The organism is Enterobacter chinensis (genome assembly GCF_034008295.1).
Classification (GTDB): domain Bacteria; phylum Pseudomonadota; class Gammaproteobacteria; order Enterobacterales; family Enterobacteriaceae; genus Enterobacter; species Enterobacter chinensis.
Window position 1 is genome coordinate 864,583 of record NZ_JARDVI010000002.1, and the last position, 17,322, is coordinate 881,904.

Annotated in this window: 19 protein-coding genes; 12 read left to right on the forward strand and 7 right to left on the reverse strand. The window is 50.3% G+C overall.

What is annotated here, in order from left to right; all coding sequences use genetic code 11:
- Positions 1-10 precede the first annotated feature (10 nt).
- Genes PYW49_RS09090 through PYW49_RS09105 form a run of 4 tightly spaced genes read left to right on the forward strand, consistent with a single transcriptional unit; the run spans position 11 to position 3,152 of the window.
- Positions 11-1,852, forward strand: a complete 1,842-nt coding sequence (locus PYW49_RS09090; protein WP_286164325.1) for a secretin N-terminal domain-containing protein — start codon at positions 11-13, stop codon at positions 1,850-1,852.
- Complete coding sequence (locus PYW49_RS09095) at positions 1,852-2,328, forward strand: type II secretion system protein (RefSeq protein WP_320386278.1); 477 nt, start codon at positions 1,852-1,854, stop codon at positions 2,326-2,328. Before PYW49_RS09090 ends, PYW49_RS09095 begins: the two co-directional genes overlap by 1 nt.
- The gene (locus tag PYW49_RS09100; RefSeq protein WP_134349016.1) at positions 2,315-2,677 is read left to right on the forward strand and encodes a type II secretion system protein; all 363 of its coding nucleotides are present in this window, start codon (positions 2,315-2,317) and stop codon (positions 2,675-2,677) included. The genes PYW49_RS09095 and PYW49_RS09100 overlap by 14 nt, the downstream gene beginning before the upstream one ends.
- Positions 2,664-3,152: a type II secretion system protein gene (locus tag PYW49_RS09105; RefSeq protein WP_134349015.1), complete on the forward strand. Its 489-nt coding sequence runs from the start codon at positions 2,664-2,666 to the stop codon at positions 3,150-3,152. Before PYW49_RS09100 ends, PYW49_RS09105 begins: the two co-directional genes overlap by 14 nt.
- A 226-nt stretch (positions 3,153-3,378) precedes the next feature.
- On the opposite strand, the gene PYW49_RS09110 is transcribed toward PYW49_RS09105, so the two are convergent.
- On the reverse strand, positions 3,379-4,293 hold the full coding sequence (locus PYW49_RS09110) for a hypothetical protein (RefSeq protein ID WP_320386279.1): 915 nt from the start codon (positions 4,291-4,293) through the stop codon (positions 3,379-3,381).
- A gap of 264 nt (positions 4,294-4,557) precedes the next feature.
- Here PYW49_RS09110 and PYW49_RS09115 point away from each other — a divergent pair, with 264 nt between their 5' ends.
- Positions 4,558-4,953, forward strand: a complete 396-nt coding sequence (locus PYW49_RS09115; protein ID WP_320386280.1) for a hypothetical protein — start codon at positions 4,558-4,560, stop codon at positions 4,951-4,953.
- Positions 4,954-5,019: 66 nt separating this feature from the next.
- Complete coding sequence (locus tag PYW49_RS09120; RefSeq protein ID WP_134349012.1) at positions 5,020-5,247, forward strand: hypothetical protein; 228 nt, start codon at positions 5,020-5,022, stop codon at positions 5,245-5,247.
- 44 nt (positions 5,248-5,291) lie between these two features.
- Here PYW49_RS09120 and PYW49_RS09125 read toward each other — a convergent pair whose 3' ends face one another.
- The 3 genes from PYW49_RS09125 to PYW49_RS09135 all read right to left on the reverse strand — a co-directional run bounded on the left by PYW49_RS09125 (position 5,292) and on the right by PYW49_RS09135 (position 8,038).
- A complete protein-coding gene (locus PYW49_RS09125) occupies positions 5,292-5,531 on the reverse strand; it encodes a hypothetical protein (RefSeq protein ID WP_134349011.1) in 240 nt (79 codons plus the stop codon).
- Between the two features lie 141 nt (positions 5,532-5,672).
- Complete coding sequence (locus tag PYW49_RS09130) at positions 5,673-6,203, reverse strand: hypothetical protein (protein ID WP_320386281.1); 531 nt, start codon at positions 6,201-6,203, stop codon at positions 5,673-5,675.
- Complete coding sequence (locus PYW49_RS09135) at positions 6,188-8,038, reverse strand: Ig-like domain-containing protein (RefSeq protein ID WP_320386282.1); 1,851 nt, start codon at positions 8,036-8,038, stop codon at positions 6,188-6,190. The genes PYW49_RS09130 and PYW49_RS09135 overlap by 16 nt, the downstream gene beginning before the upstream one ends.
- Before the next feature lie 740 nt (positions 8,039-8,778).
- On the opposite strand from PYW49_RS09135, the gene PYW49_RS09140 reads away from it, so the two are divergent.
- From PYW49_RS09140 to PYW49_RS09160, 5 genes are all read left to right on the forward strand, one after another.
- Entirely contained in the window at positions 8,779-10,467 is a 1,689-nt protein-coding gene (locus PYW49_RS09140; protein ID WP_320386283.1) for an endonuclease, read from the forward strand.
- A 78-nt stretch (positions 10,468-10,545) separates the two neighbouring features.
- Positions 10,546-11,307 carry a polysaccharide deacetylase family protein gene (locus tag PYW49_RS09145; protein ID WP_320386284.1) on the forward strand — a complete coding sequence of 254 codons (762 nt, stop codon included), beginning with the start codon at positions 10,546-10,548 and terminating at the stop codon, positions 11,305-11,307.
- A 66-nt stretch (positions 11,308-11,373) separates the two neighbouring features.
- On the forward strand, positions 11,374-11,748 hold the full coding sequence (locus PYW49_RS09150) for a hypothetical protein (protein WP_320386285.1): 375 nt from the start codon (positions 11,374-11,376) through the stop codon (positions 11,746-11,748).
- Between the two features lie 324 nt (positions 11,749-12,072).
- The gene (locus tag PYW49_RS09155) at positions 12,073-12,510 is read left to right on the forward strand and encodes a hypothetical protein (protein ID WP_320386286.1); all 438 of its coding nucleotides are present in this window, start codon (positions 12,073-12,075) and stop codon (positions 12,508-12,510) included.
- Positions 12,511-12,526: 16 nt separating this feature from the next.
- Positions 12,527-14,293, forward strand: coding sequence for a lytic polysaccharide monooxygenase (locus PYW49_RS09160; protein ID WP_320386287.1), 1,767 nt, complete (start codon positions 12,527-12,529; stop codon positions 14,291-14,293).
- Positions 14,294-14,410: 117 nt separating this feature from the next.
- Here the strand turns inward: PYW49_RS09160 and PYW49_RS09165 are convergent, their stop codons facing one another.
- Positions 14,411-15,160 (reverse strand): prepilin peptidase, encoded by a 750-nt coding sequence (locus tag PYW49_RS09165; protein WP_320386288.1) that lies wholly within the window; start codon positions 15,158-15,160, stop codon positions 14,411-14,413.
- Between the two features lie 45 nt (positions 15,161-15,205).
- The gene (locus PYW49_RS09170; protein ID WP_134349003.1) at positions 15,206-15,424 is read right to left on the reverse strand and encodes an ANR family transcriptional regulator; all 219 of its coding nucleotides are present in this window, start codon (positions 15,422-15,424) and stop codon (positions 15,206-15,208) included.
- Positions 15,425-15,709: 285 nt separating this feature from the next.
- Here PYW49_RS09170 and PYW49_RS09175 point away from each other — a divergent pair, with 285 nt between their 5' ends.
- Positions 15,710-16,786, forward strand: coding sequence for a hypothetical protein (locus PYW49_RS09175; RefSeq protein ID WP_320386289.1), 1,077 nt, complete (start codon positions 15,710-15,712; stop codon positions 16,784-16,786).
- Here the strand turns inward: PYW49_RS09175 and PYW49_RS09180 are convergent.
- On the reverse strand, positions 16,749-17,276 hold the full coding sequence (locus PYW49_RS09180) for a cytochrome b (RefSeq protein ID WP_134349001.1): 528 nt from the start codon (positions 17,274-17,276) through the stop codon (positions 16,749-16,751). The two genes, PYW49_RS09175 and PYW49_RS09180, sit on opposite strands and share 38 nt — an antisense overlap.
- Positions 17,277-17,322: the final 46 nt, after the last annotated feature.

Here is a 17,322-nt window from a genome sequence, read left to right on the forward strand (position 1 = left end):
ATGCGCGTTCGTGAGCGGCTGTGCGCAACGTACGACGACGCCTCCGGTCCGGGAATCGGTCACCGCCTCTCCGCCGGTATTGATTAAGCGACTGAAGGAAATTGACCAACAGCGCATCGCGAGTCCGCAGGATATCGCGCTTCGCGCCGAGCAGGCTGACATCAGCAAAAAGCTGGTGAATGACTATCTGAAAAACGCCGATCTCGCGGTGCGTCAGAACAACTACACCCAGGCGGCACAGATGTGGCGCGATGCGCTCACCTATGAGCCAGGCAACCTGCGCGCCTTGCAGGGGTTACGCAAACTCGACGCCCGTCGGGCGCTGGACGCGTTGTACAGAGACGCGGTGGCTAACAGCACCCGCGATCCGGCGCGCGCGTTGCACAAAATCCAGCAGGTGCTGGAAGAAGATCCTAACTGGCCACAGGCACGCGCCCTGCGCGATCACCTGATGCGCGAGGTCGCGCGGATCAACCAGCCAGAACAACGGCTGAACCGGGAGCTACAAAAAACCATTTCGCTTAATTTTCGCGAACACAGCCTGCTGGCCATCTTTAACACCATCAGCCAGATGACCGGGGTAAATATCATCTTTGACAAAGATATTTCATCCAGCACCACCGGCAGCCTGATCGCCAAACGCACCACCGCGGAAGATGCCATCAACGTCCTGTTATTGTCGAATAACCTGCGTAAAAAAGTACTGAACAGCAATACGTTACTCATCTACCCCGCTACCGCGCAAAAGGAGAAGATCTATCGCGACGTAGTCGTCAAAACCATCTTCCTGGGCTACGCGAAAGCGAAAGAGGTCAATGTTGCCCTGCGCAATATGGTCAAGCTGAAGGATGTGCACGTTGATGAACGAACCAACTCCGTCACCCTGCGCGGGCCAAAAGAGAGCGTGGAAAAAGCGGAGCGTCTGTTAGTGACGCTCGATCGCCCTGAAGCGGAGGTCACGCTGGCCGTCGAGGTGCTGGAAGTGAATACCAACGATCTTGAAGCGCTTGGCGTGAAGCTGCCGCAGGCCATCAGCGCGGGCTTTGCCAAAAGTAAGGACGGTGATTTAAAGGGGAGCGGGATCCCCATTGGCGATCTGAACGCCAAAAATATCATGGTCGATATCGACAACATGACCATTGACATGAAAAAGGTGTTGAGCAATGCCAGAGTCCTGGCAAACCCGCGGATCCGGGTGAAAAACAATAAAAAAGCGCTGGTCGATATTGGTCAAACCATACCGGTGCTGACCACCACCGTGAATGACGGGATCTCACAACAGAAAGTGGATTATCAGGATGTCGGCCTGAAGCTGGAAGTCACGCCGGAAGTCAGTATGGATGACAATATCTCGATGGAAGTGAAGTTTACGCTCAGCGCCCTGGGCGCCGAGGAGCCCGGAGAGAACGGCGCAAAGTATTACCGCACGACCAAACGCGAAGCCAATACCACCCTCAGCAGCATGAACGGCGAAACCCAGATGCTGGCAGGGCTGATTAAGCAGGACGAAACCAGTACCCAAAAAGGGACGCCTTTATTGAGCGATATTCCTGGACTGGGTCGCCTGTTTAGCAGCAATACCGACAACAAAGAGCGCACCGAGGTTGTGCTGTTGATTACGCCGACCATTGAACGCAACCTCGATTTACCCGGCAGCCACGTCAGTACCATTGAGATGGGAAGCGACGATTTAACGGGCGATAGCATTCAGTTGCGCGACCTGCAACGCGACGAGCCCGGCAGTGGGTTCACCGCACCAGCGCTTGCGCCTCCAGCCCATTTCCCGGACCGGGCGGCAACGCTACCACCGCCGATCATCGATACGTCAGAAACGGGAAATGGAGCATCGTAATGCAGCGCCAGCGCGGTTTTACCCTGATTGAGATGATCGTCACGCTGGCGCTACTCGGCACGCTTGCCGCCGCCGCCGCGCCGCTGATGCGTAACTATCACCAGCGGCAGCAGGAGACGCAGCTAAGCGAGTCGCTACGGACGCTGCGCGATGCTATTGACCGCTATCATCAGGCGAGTGTGGAGGGACGCATTGAGAAAAAAACCAGCGAATCGGGATACCCGCCGTCACTAAAAAGTCTGGTGGAAGGCGTCCGGGATAAGTCGTCACCTACTGGCGCGATGATCTACTTTTTGCGCCATATTCCGCGCGATCCGATGTGTGATTGCGACGGAAAAAACGACGAAGAGACCTGGCGGTTACGCGCATCCACACAGCCGCCCGGCGATTTCAGCGGCGGCGGCAAAGATGTGTTTGACGTCAGTAGTACCAGTACGATCAGCGGTCTGAATGGAGTGCCCTATGCGCAATGGTGAAAAAGGCTTTACGCTCATCGAGCTGCTGGTGGTGATGGCGATCATCGCCACATTAATGACGCTGGTTGCTCCACGTTTTTTCCAGCACGCGGATAAAGCCAAAGAGGTGGTACGCGAGCACAACCTGCATACCCTGCGCAGCGCGATCGATCACTACCGCCGCGATCGCCTGGCGGGGCCATACAGCCTTGAGGATCTGATAGAGGCCGGTTATCTGCGCCAGATGCCGCTGGATCCGGTAACCAATCGCCGCGATATCTGGGAAGCAAAGACCGATGACGAAGGGCAAATTATTGACGTCGAGACGCCACCCAAACCCGGGCAGGAACAGGGTGATGCATTCTATTAAACGACAGGGAGGTTTTACCTATCTCCTGCTGTTGATTGCGCTCTCCACGTTGGCGCTGTCGCTGCTGAAAAGTCGCGACGAGGTGCAGATGCGTTATCAGGAACAGCAGGAGGCAGAGCTTTTATCCCGCGGGGATCAAATCCGCGCGGCGATACAAGCCTACCGCGGCAACGGTGATGGCTGCTTCCCGGTGCGTTTTGAACAGTTGCTTACCGATAAACGCGGGCGAAAACCACTTTATCATCTGCGCCAGCACTACGCCGACCCGCTAACGGGAAGTAAAAACTGGGGAATGATCCTCGACCCGCAGGGGCGCTGGATTGGCGTACGCAGTCTCGGAAAAGGCACGCCGCGAAAAAAAACCGGATTTCGTCATGATCCAAAGCAGTTTGCCGATGCAAAAACGTATTACGACTGGAAATTTCAGGTGGAAAGCGATCTACAGGCACCGTTACCTGCCGCCTGTGGTCGTTAATGGAATGATTAGGAATAAAAATATGTCATTTCCTTACCCACGAGGCCTGCGCGGTCACGCTATTTACCATCACTCTCGATGTGCTGGGATACACAAACTGGAGAGTGAGGTACATTCAGGCGAGCAGAAAATAACGGCACATCCTTGATGCCCAATGTGTCAGGCAACATGCTCTGTGAGATGTTGCCTGACAGTCTTCTCAGCTTTTCACTAACGTATGTCCGTTTTACTGCGAGACGGGAATTGTCCCTTTGATAACCACTAAGGTAATTGTCGCTTTTGCGTCCCCTGCTTTCAGCGGGATTTTATATTCGCCCGGCTGGGTATAGAGCGCTCTGTATTTATCATCTGGCATATCAATGATGACGTCATCATCTGCGGCGGTTGCGTCGATCCGCTGCAGAAGCTCTGCTTTGGTCAGGGGCTTGTTCCATCCGGCCACGATACGATCGTGTTGAATCTGAATCTCGTTACTTTCGAGGACACAGAGCGCATTCTGTTCTCCGCCCTGAAGACGATAAAGCCGGTTTTCAGTTAACGCGTCCAGAGACGGGCACACAACTTCTCTTTGTGAACCTGATTCTGCCAGCGTGTAGCTCAACTTCACTTTCAGGCTATCACCGTGGCGCACACTCTGTTTTTTCCAGGTACCACTATCTCCGGTGAACATTCGGATCCCGTTGGGGATAATAGAGCCGCGGGCGGCAAAAAAGTCATTCCCGTTAACAGAAAAATAGGGGAGCAGATTTAAAGATGAATCATTAATAATGGTCACCACAGGCGAGTTAACGGAACGGTAATTCTTTTGCTTATAACTACAGTTTTTCCCGTTTGCCTGTAAGTTGACACCATTATCTTTACTAACAATCATGGCATAGTTACAGTTAAGACCGTTTTCAATGGATTCATCCAACACCACGCCATTATCAACAACAACCTTCATCACGCCGTTATCTTCATTACCAAACCAGAGATGAGGAATAAAATCATTACTGTAACCTTCCTCATAGGTAGCATTATTCACTCTGATTTTCAGATGATCAGGGTTTTCGATATTCATCATTCGCGCATAGTCACTGGCATATACTGATGCTGTTGAGAAAATACTAAGCATTGCTAAAGCAACAACGGTCTTTGTCATGAGAAACCCTCTTTGATGAAATAAAAAGCAACAAGTTCACGCAGGAATGACCATACCTGAAACATCCAGCCAGTAAAATACACGTACAAATGAAATCAGGATTAATTAATTTTTATTTCACAACTCAACAATAAATCCTTTCTTGCAGAATATCAGTACCACCTCATTTTATTCTGAATAATTTACATGTTGTCTTGTCAGCATTCAGACTGAAACAGTAGACTTGAAAGCCATCGTATATATTGCCCCTACTGAGCGAGACTTATGATGGAAGAATCGGTTAAACACAGCCATGTAAAAATTCGGGTTTGCGTTCGAACGAACTCTTTTTTATTCGAAAAAGGGCTAACGGAAATAGCACGCTGTTACTTTATCGCCAAAAGCAGAATGCTATGCATTATCGATGCTGATACGTTTGGCACGAGGATGCATCTGGTGAAATATCTGGAGTTCATCAGAAGAATCAAGCCCGATATGCTTGTTTTAGTTACGGGTCATTTCGCTCAGGAAGAGCAGCATCCATGGTACGTAAAAGCGAATGAATCGCTCTCGTGCTGGCGTGAATCCATTGACGCCATGAATTTCATGGGTCCAAACCTCGACGATATTATTGATTTTTACCGAAATGAAATGAGGGTGAATAGCCTGAGTAAGTCATAGCGTTTCGACATCTCATGAAATTCATCCGTTTTCTTTTAGTGTCATTTTGCAAAAGGAGAATTGAAAGTGAAATTAAGTTTCTGTATTAAGACACATGTACTCGCGCAGCTGGCCGGCGTCACCGAGGCTGAATTAGTTTATGCGCTTATGACGACGGGAGAGCTGTTCGGAGTGAAAATCCCTGCCCCGCTACCCGGCAGGCATAATGCAAAGACGCGTAATTTTGATTATAAAGAAGCGTTAGATTTTGCTGAAGAACTCAAAATTGCCCGATACAGCAGAAGGCAGGACTGAAAACGCAATAAAAGGTCATACCGTTAATCGATAGATTTCTCTAGCTACTTTTTATATTTGCAGCAGCACTCTTCAGTTGACTTCGCGTTATCCTTCAACATTGAAAGTGCCAGGCAAATTACCTCAGCATACAAGCAATCATCAATACTCCGGGCATACTCCAGCTTTTTACTCAGATAATGACTGAGAGAAACATGATCAATGCTCATGCCACGCAAGGATAAATACATGGCTGCATCACCAATGAGTATTGATGCTTGCTTTTCAGGATAGACATTATTCATGGATGCTAGCCTCCTTTTCGTAACCCCCTACCCAGCAGGGTAATATTCAAATAATCCATATCTAAAACGTTAAACCGGTAAGGTTTCAGGGGGGAAATCCCCCCTGGTGTATGGATATCACATTAGACTGGACTAACGTGTTTACCAGTCGCAGGTGCTTGAACCAGTATTTTTAAACGTTTTTGATTCCGTCTTTCCTCTGATACCGTCTTTATTAACGGGCGTCACATAAAGTGTGACTTCCCCCCAATAGCCTAACGTAACGCCCTGAACGTTGGAAACAACGGTGCTTCCCCATTTCCACTGAAATATAGTGTTGCCTTCGGATGCACCGCCATTAGCATTGTAAGTGTAGGTTGCCGTTATTCTGTTACAGGCCCCGGTTTTACCGCTGTAACCCAGGTTTGTTACAAAAGGCACTGGCTTAGATCTTACGGTAATAGCATTACTAAAGACCTCAGTACCGGGCACGGACTGCCCTGAACCTTTAGGCGTTACGGCCACCCGCACGTCATAGCCCGCATAGCTGTCCGGCAACGTAAACGTTCTTGCCGTGCCGCCAGCGACATTCCTCCAGGTCTGACCATCTTTCCACTGCCACTGCCAGGTGGAGGCATCCGAACCCGATCCGTTTGCCGTGAAGGTGTATTCCGCCCTCAGGGTCTGCCCCACCTCCGGGGTACCGGATAACCGTTGAGCGTCAGCTGCGTCGTCTGTTTTTGGCCGTCAATGTCGACCTCAATTTGTGCATTGCCGCCTGCTGATGCGGTAGTAAATGTTGCCGTCGCTTTCCCGTCCGCATCCGTTTTTTCAATCGCTTTACTCAGCGCGCCAAACTGCTGCGTGAGTAGCGTCCACGTTACGGGAGCGTCCGGCACGCCATTGTTGTGCTCATCCAGTGCGATGGCGGTCAGCGTCGAGGTACTGCTCCCATTGGCATTCAGCGTATCCGGCGAGCCTGTAAGCTCGATGCGATCAACCTTCCCGGCATTCACGTTTATGATTTTCTGCTCATCACCGGCATAGACCTTCACCTGCGAGGGTGCTTTTTGAGGCATAACGACGGTTGCACTGACATTACCGTGCTCATCGCTGTCTCCGGTGGGCGTTTCCCGGAACTGGCTCCCTTCAATCCGCCAGGCGATCGCCTGTTTACGGCTGGTAACCGCGTTATCAAATCGGTCATACAGTTGAGCACTGACGGTTTTATCCGCACTGCCTGCAACCGCACTTTCCGGAACGTCCAGGACGACTTTTGCCACTGCCCCCGGGTCAAGGAGTACCGGTTCTGAAGGGCTACTGACGTCGTCCACCGTGGCGCTCACCACCCACTTCTCTGTGGTTTTTTGCGGTGCGGTGAGCGCAATGGATGCCCTTCCCTCACTATCTGTCTTGCTGCTGAGGCTTTCACCGTTACTGCTCCAGGTGACGTTTTTCTCAACCGTGAGAGGTTTACCATCCTGGTCGGTCACTTCAACGGTGAACGTCTTCTCCGTGGCAACTTCAGCACGCTCGGGCGATGCCACAAAACGAATGGCAAGCGGGTGGGCAAAATCGACAACCAGCGCCATCTTCTCCTGCTTAACGCTATCATTGGTGGTGGCACTTTGGCTCTGGATCCCGCCTGGCGGGCTCAGCGAGGCCGTAATTTCATCCTCTCCATCCGCCATGATGTCTTCTATTTCTACCAGCGCCCGGCCGCGCCCGTCAGTGAGCACGCTGTTTTGTGACAGCGAGCCAAGCGAGTTCCTGCTCTGCCAGTAAACCATCTGCCCGGCCAGGGGAGCATCCTGCCCGTCTTTTACCTCTGCTGCCAGCCGCAGCGCACCGTGACTCTCTTCGAAGAACTTCACGCTGCCGTCACGCCGGATCTCGCCAGGCGACAGCAGATGATCGATACGCAGGGTAATCGCTGCGCTACCGGCAATTTTCGCCGTCCCGCTTTCCCCCGGGATCCCTTTTTTGTTGACCGGAGTGACCTCGAAGACCACGCTGCGGGTCATATCACGCGTTTGTACCTCATACGACGCGCTATCCTTTTCATCTGCGTGACCTTCCTTCAGCACCACGCCTGAGTCCGCGTCATACCACCGTAGCCGGGTTTGCTTAAGATCTTCATCTTCCCCTTCATTGTTTTTATAGCGGTAGCTCCCCGTCAGGATTTCGCCGGGAGACATTTCACCCGCGATGGCAACGTCCTCGACGGAAGGCGCAAAATCGCCCGCCGTAACGGTGAGGTGATAGCTGGCGGAACTCAGTACATGCTCAGGATCGACAGGGGATGTTTCCGTCGCGGTGATGGTGACATCCCCCCGATGCGTTGGGTTCACCAGCCCACTGCCAGGCTCCACGGTCGCGATCGCCGTGCTGGAGGAGGTGTAGCGAATCACACCGCCGTGCCCACCTTCCACCTCCTGCGTTAACGCGGCATTCACTTCGCTGTTTGCCGCGCCGCGCAGCGCATCACCGGCACCGTTTTGTTGGGCGCTTCCCCACATGCCGGCCATTTTATCCCGCAGGGGTTGATTGCTTTCTGTTTCAACCTTTTCACGAGGTTCAGTTTGCGCCCGCGCAACGGGAGGCACCGTAAGCAAAAAAATGGAAAATAAATAATGTAAGAGGATTACCCACACGGATAATTTTTGACGCAAAGAATAGTGCGAAAGACCGGGCATTTTGACGCATCCCTTATTAAATAAACTCCCTGGTTATGCATATTAGGATCCAGATAATTCTTAAACTCTATACAGAACTCAGGATATGTTCATGAAATTGCCTGACCCTCATCAAATGAAGCAGTTAAGCGACGCCGTATAACAGGATACTCAGCTATTTCATAAATTACTCAGCCCTGCTTCAGCCTTATATTTCCCTGAGGAGATTTTTCTCAACCCCTGTCAGAAACATCGTATTGCAATCACATACATTCTTCTTCACTGCGAGCATTTTGGTTGAAATTGCCACTCAGGTTGTTATTCCATAAGCCCTACAGGGCTTTATGGCTGGTACTGCATAACGCTGCGTAGCGGACGAAAATATATAAACATTATGCTCACGAAGAAAACACACTCCGTTACAAGTTCAGTTTAAAATCATAAAATACTGGACAGGCCATTATTTCTCATCACGGTCTTGCATGTTACCGTCTTCACTTCGTTAGAATTTATTTAAGCGATGATACACAATAAAATAAACGATATTTTTCTGCAGGTATCAATTAACTTTTACTATGAAAAGGACAAAAAAAATGAAAGAAGGAGTAATATTCCGCAATGCAAAAATTCGGCATTATATCTTGTGCTTTATTTTCTTAACATTACCTGGCTATTCTTTTTCGAGTGTACCCACAACTTCCCCTGAAGTGGTACTAAGTGAAGTACTTTATCATTCACCATTATCCTCTTTGCCTGCAGGTGGTGAGCGTGGAGAGTTCATTGAAATATACAACCCCAGCTGTTCTGTAATTGACCTGGCAGAGTATCGCATTCAGGACAACAACGGCAATAAAGATGCTTATATATTAAGTGGTGAGATAGCACCGGGCCAGTACAAAACAATCACAAACGATCGTAATGGATTCGTAAAACTTTTTGACCGGTTCCCTGACATGGATAATATGAGTGTCAAATTAGGTAATTCTGGAGATTTTGTTGCGCTTTATCACAATAACAAATCTGTTGACCTGGTCTCCTGGGAAAAGGCCAAACCAGGCTGGGATCTTACGGCTAAAAACACGTCACTTATCCGAAAAAGTATCACCGGATCGACAATACCCACTGACTGGGTAGTCTACTCTGGCGGCAATATTGCCTATGGCACTCCGGGCACAGGTAATCTGCCCCGCCCGCATTGCGATGACGCGACCGAAGAAGAAGATTTACATCTTGAAGTAAGCAATGTTAATAAAACAATATGGATTAATAGCGAGGGGAAATTCAGTTTCAACTTTACCGTCACAACCTCAAAGGAAGCGGTAATTTCTGCAAAAATTCACTGCGAAAATATTAATCCTGAAGAGTGCAGTGGGCCAAGCGTGGTTGCATCAGCGTTGTCACAACCTAACGTGCCTACGGTAATGAATCTAGATTATCCACATGGAATAAAAGCAAAACCTGGGAAATATAAATTTTCGATCGTGGCACGAACCAGGTCTGGGGAGGAAATACAGGAAGAGCAGCTGATTACGCTCAGTGAAGACTATTATAGCGATGCAAAGGGGAAGACTGGTACAGAACTGCATGAGGCACTAAATTCCATTATTACTAATCAGGTGGTTTTTAGCTATAAGGCAGTGTGGGATCAACTGAAATACATCGATGAAGATACTGACAACACCAGTAACATTATTGTGCAATATGCGGGTGAATCAGTCCCCAAACCTTACCGAATTGGAGGGGAAGGAAAGAATGACCCTTATGCCTGGAATCGCGAGCATACATGGCCAAAAAGTCATGGCTTTAAGAAGGAGTCTATGACTGCTTATACAGACCTTCACCATCTTCGTCCAAGTTATCGCATTATCAATGAAAGAAGAGGAAATCTGGACTTTGATACTGTTTCTTCACCCGTGATCACACTGAAAAATAATAAAGTTGGAAAACAAGCATTTGAACCTGCAGATGACGCAAAAGGCGCAGTAGCCCGCATGATGATGTATATGGATGTTCGTTATGACGGCAACGATGTTTCGAACGTACCTAATCTGATGCTCGTTGATCAAACCGAAACGGCCAAAGACTCTCCCTTGATGGGCAAGCTTTGTACATTACTGCAATGGCATAATGATTATCCGGTTTCGGCGCGTGAACGTGAGCGCAACAACCGAATTTACGAACGACAAGGGAACCGCAACCCGTTTATTGATCATCCTGAGTTTGCACAAAGCATTTATGGCGACAGATGCCTTGATGTGCTTAAGAGAAGGACAGCTGGATAAACTGAAATAATTGCGATTCCGACAAAGGCTCTGGGCTATCCACTTCTTAACACATAATGTAATGCTAAGGATATGACAATGGAAAAAATACATTTAACCTTTGATGATGGCCCGCATCAAAACAACACGCCCCGTATACTGGACACGCTGGAAAAGTATAAAATTAAAGCCACCTTTTTCGTGTTAGGGGAAAGGATAAAGGCAAAAGGGGAACTGTTGAAGCGAATGACTGCGGAAGGCCACCGGGTTGGGAACCACACCTTCAATCATAAAAATTTAACCACGCTCGCAGATCGGGATGTCATCAACGAAATAACCTCAACAGAACGGGCGATCTCACAGCATGTGAATCCAGACTTTATTCTTCGACCACCTTATGGCTCACGGAATAGTCGAATTAATAAGATTATAGAATCCCTTGGTTACACGATAGTCCTCTGGGATGTTGATTCTGAAGACTGGAAAAGAAAACCGGATGGCTGGATAGATTATGGTGTTAATCAAATTAACAGGCGAAAAGAAAGTCTGGTACTGATGCACGATATTCACTCCACAACAGCTGCGGGTCTTTCGACATTTATTGAAAAAATAAGAAACGCAGGCGGCACTTTTTGCGATCTGGAATCGGTGATAAATATTCCTGCACCAGGAGGCTCCAACGGAGAGGGGCACGCCCCGGGTAGACGCTATCACCGGGTTGTCGCTGGAGAGACGCTGTCATCCATCTCCCTGAAATATTACAAGACGACCTCCCGGTGGCGTGCCATTTATGAGGCCAATGACTCGCAAATTGACAACCCTGATGTTATTCACGCCGGTTTGCGGTTAATCATTCCCTGAGTTCGTCAACTCACATGAAAAAGTCGCATATTTTTGGAAAAGACAATATGAAATGAAGGTGCCAAAATGAGTACAGTGAAGTCAGAAAAGGAGTTACTGGAGGCAGTTAAGAATAAACAATCCTCGATAGTTATCGAAGGTGATTTAGTCAATAAAACTGTCAGACTCCAGGCTGTGGGCCATGTGGCCTGGGCTGTTGCGTTGGCAGCAATTGGTCTTTCAATCTATTACGTGGTTTCAATACTGGAAAAAGGCAAGACCCGAGCAATGGCCCATGATGATATGTATTCGATACTTTCTGAATACGCGATTCCAGTCGTTGCGCTTGTTGTCGCTCTGATTGCCATCGCAACGGGCGTGCTCGTGCTGAGAAGATTTAAAAATTATAAATTAATCGGCAATAACAATGAGCAGTTGATTCTCAAACGCAAGGTTAAATGAACTCCGCCTTGAACAGGTGAGAGAGCCTGTCAGTTATTCTGCGTCACGGCTAAATCGTTAAAGGTGATCGCCCAGGCGATCGCCTGACTCTATAAGTCCATTTCCTGCCCATATCACGCCATTATCCCCAATTTCAACATTACAGGTCTCTCTTCTCTGCCTGAGCTCCCCAACTCTTAATGGCTCAGAGACGTCTCTTATTCAAGCCGGTTACCTCCTCTCGGTACTATCCCCCCCTGTTATCACACGGTAATAACGCCTTTTTACCTGCACCGCAGGTGAGATTTACCTTTCGTTATTGTTCAGTAATTAATAAGGGAACTTATGAAATTAACAGGATCTGCTTTTGTCCTTGCCACTTTACTGGCTGGGGCGGGCGTCAGCGTTTCAGCCAACGCCACCACGACCCCGCCAGCGGCAAACTGCGAACAGGGTCACCAGAACTGCATGAAAGCGCTTGGCTCACTGGAGCGCAAGATCAACGGTGAGAAAGTGAAGGTCGTTGAAGGGCAAACGATTCGTGCGCGCTTCTTTAACGATGCAACCGAACTGCCAGCCCTGGAAACCCGCGTCACCATCCTTGCGGGCGAAGAGGCCCACTGGTCCTACGTACTCGCCCAGGCTATCAACCAGCAGCACCCCGATCTGCATGCGGGTTTCCAGCACAGCAACGGTGAAATTACTCCCGATGAGTCGCAGTCGAATAGCGTTTATGCCAACGAGAGCAACCCCATCAGTCACGTAGAAGTGTCCTTCAATTAATTCAGGGAAGATTATTTTGAAATTACTCAAGATGAACAACATTACGTCGGCGCTAGCCGTGGCATTAGTTGGCCTGTACTCCACGGGTGCGCTGGCGCATGGTTATGTTTTCGAGCCAAAATCCCGTTCGGTGATCCATTTCCCACCGATGAATGATAAAGGCGAACATAGTAACGTCTGGCCTGCTGACGCCGTAGAAGCACCGAAGCTTCCGGCTGGCAACGATATGAGCCCAACCCCGATCGCCAACGAGCAGCTGTTCCAGTTCCCACCGGACGGCAAACTGGGAAGCGGCGGCTCAACGGCAACCCCTGAATTCAGCAAGCTGGATGACGAAAAGCAGAATACCTATAACAACCCGATGTCTGCGGGTCCGCATCAGTTTAAATGGCATTTACCGGCTAAACACCGCACCACCTATTTTACCTATTACATCACTAAGCCGGACTGGCATTCGCTTCCGGGTGCAGATTCACGCCTGACCAGAGCGATGTTTGAAGATAAGCCTTTCTGCCATAAGGTTTATACCTATGCGCCAGGCAACCCGTCGGCCGATATATCGATTCCGACAGGCTTCGAAACACACACCTGTGACGTACCGGAGCGTGAAGGTAAGCAGAAAATTTATGCTGTCTGGCGCGTGCGTGATACCGATAATGCATTTTATCAGATGATCGACGTCGATTTTGGCGGAGAAGTGATCACCAAACCGGTGGCCAGCGTCACGCCGTCCAGCCATGACCTGTCGACCAGCACGCTGTCGCTGGACGGAAGCGCCTCTACGGGGAAAGAGCTGAAGTACAGCTGGTCCGTCACCAGCAATGCCGACAAGGTCGTTCTGGAAAACAGCACCAGTGCCAAAGCCAGCATCCGCCTGAAGGCTAAACCTGAGAGTGACTTTAGCGTAAATGTGAAGCTGACCGTCACCAACGATAAAAACGTGAGTGATTCCAAAACCGTCACCCTGAAAGCCAAAGCAGAAGCGGATAGCACCGCACCGAAGGCCAAAGCAGGCAATGACTTCACCGTCACCAGCAACAGTGAATCCCGTGGTTACGCCATTGATGGATCCGCAAGTGAAAATGCAGATAAATATCAGTGGACTGTCGTCTCTGGTGGGGACATTGGTACTTTGCAGAACGCAGATGGCGGCGGCTGGCATGAGACTATTCACACGGCAAAAGCCCGTGCGCTGATTAAGCCCGGCAAAATCGGTAAGGTGACCTATCGCCTGACGGTGACGGCCAAAAATGGCAAAGCCCATTCCGACGATATCACGGTGACCGTGAAGGAAGCCCAGCAGGCTTCTGATGTGCAGATCAATACCGGCAACAACCAGGACACCATTGTTGGCAGTGACGTTATTGCCGCATCAGTCGTGTCAAAAAACGATGATTCCTTAAAGGGATCAAAAGTGGAATGGTCCGCACTGAATCACGCCGATAAGATTCAGATTTCGTCACCGAATAACTTCAGCACCAACCTCATGGGTAAACATCCGTATACCGACAATGTGGACGTGACGCTGCAGGTGAAAGTGACGGCGCCTGATACCGGTAAAGTCTCCACGGCAACGAAGGTGATCAAGCTGCGCCCGGCGCAAACCGACGTGAAAGCATGGGATCACAACAAGACCTACAAAGCGGCCTGTGAAAAAGTGAGCTATGAGGGCAACATCTGGCTGAACAGCTGGGAAACCCGAGGCGTTAAGCCTGGCTCCGATGGCGAGTGGGGCGTCTGGAAAAAAGAAGGCGCTGCAAACATGCCAGCAAAATGCAAATAATACAGTAAGTTAACTCTGGCCGGGTCTCCATGGACCCGCGCCTCACACTATCATTCCCCACCCACACTTTCGTTATCATGTTTGCGCCGGAAATCGCCCCTTCCTTCCGGCGCTTTTTTATCGGTATAACACCACCCAACCTATCGCGGCGATAATCGGATAGGGGCCGAAAGGAAACGGTTGACCGGGTTTAATCCGCAGCAGAATCAACGCTGTAAGTAGTGCCAGCAGCGTAGAGGCTACAAAAACATCCAGCAGTGCCAGCGGGCCAAGCCACGCACCGAGCGCTGCCAGCAGTTTCATATCTCCCATCCCCATACCTTCATGACCGCGCAACAAACGAAACAGCAAAGAGAGCGTCCAGGGCACACCAAAACCCAGCAGAGCGGCTATCAATGCCTGCGTCGGAGCCACGTGGCTATAGCCGCTGATGGCAAACAATAATGACAATGCCAGCAGGGGGAGCGTCAGACGATCGGGTAAGAGCATGGTGCGCAGGTCGATAAACAGCAGCGGCAGCAAAAATGTCACAGCCAGCACATCAAACACGCTTTGCGGCGTAATGCTCTGCTGCCAGACAATCACGCCATACAGCAGAGCCATCAACCCTTCTACCAGCGGATAGCGCCACGAGATCGCCTGGCCACAGCTGGCGCAGCGCCCGCGCAGCAGCAGCCAGCCGAGCAGCGGAACATTATGGCGAAACTTAATGGGATGTTTGCAGTGGGGGCAGTGGGAAGCAGGCCACGATAAAGAGAGTGCTTCACCGTGGAGAATCAAAGGGAGCCGATAGATAATGACGTTACAAAAGCTGCCAATTACGGCGCCCACTAAAACGCTAAAAACGAGTATTACACTCTCTGCCATGGTTCAACACTCTGAGGGACATGCAATATCCGATAATAGTAGAGGCTATTCGTTATATTTAGGCAGCCGGTTGGCGCGTAAGGCACAAAAATCGCCGCGCAGGTTCGCCCATTCAATATTCAGATGCGCTTTTGCATATTGCGCCGCCTCTTTCCACAATAATGCCGCGATATGCCACTCCCTTCCCTGCTCATGCTCTGCCGCACGCGAAGAAAGTGAAAACCACAGGGATGCGAAATCAAGTTTGTCGCTTTGCCAGTCCATAGTTAGCCCTTTTTTAAAAAATACCAGCGTAGCAATAGCGACGATAAATTAATTGAGATTAAAATGATAAATACCTGAATAACGCTGAGCGCCCCCGACGGGAGAACGACGCTGATTATCAACATTATCCGCTGGCTGGCCTTTTCAGGTCTCTATACCCTGCTGGCATTCCTGAGCTTTCACACGCGGGATAGCTGGAGCCTCTCCACCACGCTCTGGCTCCCGGCGCCGCTGCTCTTCGCCGCGTTATGGCTGACGGCTCCACGAGAGTGGCCGCTGTGGCTGGTGACCGCTGGCTTGCTGCACGTGTTTGTTGGCGTCTGGATAGGCCGCCCGCTGACGATGGCAAGCCTGTTCGCCCTCTTCGATGTCGCGATCTTTCCGCTGTGCGTGGCTGTCTTTCGTCTGAATACGCAACTGCCTGCGCTGCGTTTTGCGCGCAAGCCGATTATTCGAGAACTGATCTATCCCCTGCAATTAATACTCAGTATTTTTTGCGGCAGTATGCTGCTCAATCTGGCCCTGTTGCTGTCTGGTTATCCCATTGCGCCGCTGCATTTTTTATCCTGGGTACTGGCCGCATTAACCGGGATACTCGCCATTCTGCCGCTGCTGCGGGAGTGTAAAACGCCAGTACGCGATTTTAACTGGCGAGAAGGTATTCTCCTTGCCTTGAACACGCTTTTGCTGGTGACGGGCTATTTTTTCCTGCCGACGCTCTGGCAGGGGCTAAACCTTCTGCTGGTACAAACCACGGTGGTCTTGCTGAGCGTCTTTACGCTCTCCGGGCGCTGCGTTGGTCTTCTGCTGCTCATTCAATACCTGATTGTGGTACTGGCGACCCAGCAGCGGGAAGGCATTTTTTACACGCTGACACCCGATCTGATCCCGGCTATCTGGCAGGCGCAGTGGTATCTGGTATTTTCGGCGATCCTTGCCAACTGCTTATATCAATATCGCCGCTGGATCCAACACCAGCAGGCCCGTGCAGCCAGCACTAATGCTCTCCTTTCCCGCCTTTCGCAAACCGGTGCAAGCGTCGTGTTTCGCCTCACGATGCCGGAGGAGGAGCTCCACTGGCAGGGCAGCACTGAAGCGCTGTTTCCCGATGAGGAACACACGCTCAGCACCCTGACGCTACTGGATGCTCACTGCGATACACCTTTCCTGCCCCGCTTTCACGCATGGTATTCACATCAACATGGAAACAGCTTTACCCAGGAAGTTATCCTGCAAACGCTGCATGGAAAGCAGATGCGCGGGATGGTGATGTTTCAAAGGATCAGCAACACCGCGCATCTGATGGGGGGAGTAAGCCTCTTTGTTACAGCATCCGCCGCAGGATCTCCCGCTGCCCGCTAAGAGTGTATTTCATTACCGCTGCGACATGCCCGAGCAGAATTAGGCCCAGCAGAATGCAGCTATAGCGATGCACCTGAAAGAAAAAGGCATTCACTTCGGCGATCGTAATCGGGCGAGAAATCGGTATCAGACCAAACAGGTTGTAATCTTTTTGCAGCATCAGAAAACCGCTGACCAGCACAACCATAATGGTCAGATAAAACAGCTCATGAATAAACACTACGAGCTGTTTTTTACGCCCGGCTACCGTTGCCGGATAAGGCACCGAAGGGCGGAAGAAGCGCCAGATAAAACGCACCATCATGATGGGCGTAGCGACAGTGCCAAGCGACATATTCAGCACTGAAAAGAAGGTAAACCAGCGGGTTCCTTCCAGCGCGTGCAGAATATAGCCCATGCACATCGCGTAGATAATAACAGCGGCGACCACCCAGTGAAGAAGACGAGAGAATCGGTCATAGCGTTTGGCAATAACCAGAGAAGTTTGCATAGTCGTTGTCCTGTAAAACACAACAGCATGGCTCCCCAGGGAGCCA

Excerpts from the sequence above, each read along its gene's own strand:
- PYW49_RS09180 (WP_134349001.1), bottom strand. The coding sequence starts at position 17,276 with ATGCAAACTTCTCTGGTTATTGCCAAACGCTATGACCGATTCTCTCGT.
- PYW49_RS09155 (WP_320386286.1), top strand. The coding sequence starts at position 12,073 with ATGAAATTAACAGGATCTGCTTTTGTCCTTGCCACTTTACTGGCTGGG.
- PYW49_RS09100 (WP_134349016.1), top strand. The coding sequence starts at position 2,315 with ATGCGCAATGGTGAAAAAGGCTTTACGCTCATCGAGCTGCTGGTGGTG.
- PYW49_RS09125 (WP_134349011.1), bottom strand. The coding sequence starts at position 5,531 with ATGAATAATGTCTATCCTGAAAAGCAAGCATCAATACTCATTGGTGAT.
- PYW49_RS09165 (WP_320386288.1), bottom strand. The coding sequence starts at position 15,160 with ATGGCAGAGAGTGTAATACTCGTTTTTAGCGTTTTAGTGGGCGCCGTA.
- PYW49_RS09115 (WP_320386280.1), top strand. The coding sequence starts at position 4,558 with ATGATGGAAGAATCGGTTAAACACAGCCATGTAAAAATTCGGGTTTGC.
- PYW49_RS09170 (WP_134349003.1), bottom strand. The coding sequence starts at position 15,424 with ATGGACTGGCAAAGCGACAAACTTGATTTCGCATCCCTGTGGTTTTCA.
- PYW49_RS09145 (WP_320386284.1), top strand. The coding sequence starts at position 10,546 with ATGGAAAAAATACATTTAACCTTTGATGATGGCCCGCATCAAAACAAC.
- PYW49_RS09135 (WP_320386282.1), bottom strand. The coding sequence starts at position 8,038 with ATGGCCGGCATGTGGGGAAGCGCCCAACAAAACGGTGCCGGTGATGCG.
- PYW49_RS09150 (WP_320386285.1), top strand. The coding sequence starts at position 11,374 with ATGAGTACAGTGAAGTCAGAAAAGGAGTTACTGGAGGCAGTTAAGAAT.
- PYW49_RS09140 (WP_320386283.1), top strand. The coding sequence starts at position 8,779 with ATGAAAGAAGGAGTAATATTCCGCAATGCAAAAATTCGGCATTATATC.
- PYW49_RS09095 (WP_320386278.1), top strand. The coding sequence starts at position 1,852 with ATGCAGCGCCAGCGCGGTTTTACCCTGATTGAGATGATCGTCACGCTG.
- PYW49_RS09110 (WP_320386279.1), bottom strand. The coding sequence starts at position 4,293 with ATGACAAAGACCGTTGTTGCTTTAGCAATGCTTAGTATTTTCTCAACA.
- PYW49_RS09105 (WP_134349015.1), top strand. The coding sequence starts at position 2,664 with ATGCATTCTATTAAACGACAGGGAGGTTTTACCTATCTCCTGCTGTTG.